This window comes from Streptomyces sp. ID05-39B, from assembly GCF_033794725.1.
Classification (GTDB): Bacteria; Actinomycetota; Actinomycetes; order Streptomycetales; family Streptomycetaceae; genus Streptomyces; species Streptomyces bobili.
This window is the reverse complement of sequence record NZ_JARGEF010000527.1, coordinates 1-894: the sequence shown is the minus strand read 5'-3', so window position 1 is coordinate 894 and position 894 is coordinate 1. Positions and strand designations below refer to the sequence as shown.

The 894-nt window shown below is 72.4% G+C and carries 1 protein-coding gene; it reads right to left on the bottom strand.

The window, feature by feature from the left end:
- Positions 1–30: 30 nt before the first annotated feature.
- The gene (locus P1P75_RS41695; RefSeq protein ID WP_319265298.1) at positions 31–831 is read right to left on the bottom strand and encodes a sugar phosphate isomerase/epimerase family protein; all 801 of its coding nucleotides are present in this window, start codon (positions 829–831) and stop codon (positions 31–33) included.
- Between the last annotated feature and the right edge of the window lie 63 nt (positions 832–894).

Sequence of the window (894 nt, the reverse complement as noted above, 5' to 3'; positions counted from 1 at the left end):
CCCCCAATCACCCTCCCCCTCCTTCAGGCTTCACGCGGACTCGTTGAGGAGCCTCCCCAGGTGCTCCCGCCCGGCCCCCAGCAGCGAGGCCAACGGCTCGGCGTGGTCGTACCACCGCTTCTCGTACTCCCAGCAGAGCCAGCCGTCCCACCCATGCCGGGAGAGGACCTCCACGCACTCGGCGAGGGGCAGCACGCCGGCTCCCAGGGCGACAGGTGTGGTGTCCTCGGCCGAGACGATGTCCTTGACCTGCACATATCCGAGATACGGCGAGAGTGCGGCGTAGCTGTCCTGCGGCTGCTCCCCGCCCAGCCAGGTGTGCATGACGTCCCACAGCGCGCCCACCTGCCGGTGCCCGACCAGCCCGAGGACACGCGTCGCGGCGGCGCCGGTCCGGTGGGAGTCGTGGGTCTCCAGCAGGATGCGTACGCCGAGGTCGGCGCCGTACTCGGCGGCGGTCCCCAGCCGCCGGGCCGCGACGGCGTCCGCCTCGGCCGGATCCTGCCCGTCGGCCCCACCGGGGAACACCCGGACGTACGGCGCGCCGACATCGCGGGCGAGTTCGACGAGCGAGCGGATCTCCCCGATCACGACCTCGTCGTCCCCCGGAGCGGCCACGCGCGCATACCCCGCGACCCCGAGCACCTCGACCCCGGCCGCCTTGAACTCGGCGGCCACGTCGGCGCGTTCGTCCGCACCGAGGCCGGGATGCACCGGCTCCTCGGGATGGGCGCGCAGCTCGACCCCGTGGTATCCGTGCGCGGTCGCGAGCCGCAGCACATCGGAGATCGGCAGACCGGGAACACCAAGGGTGGAGAAGGCCAGCTTCATACCTTCGGACCCTACTAGCCCCCAGCCCACCCGACGACTGCAGCCAGCCCCATCCCCACACCC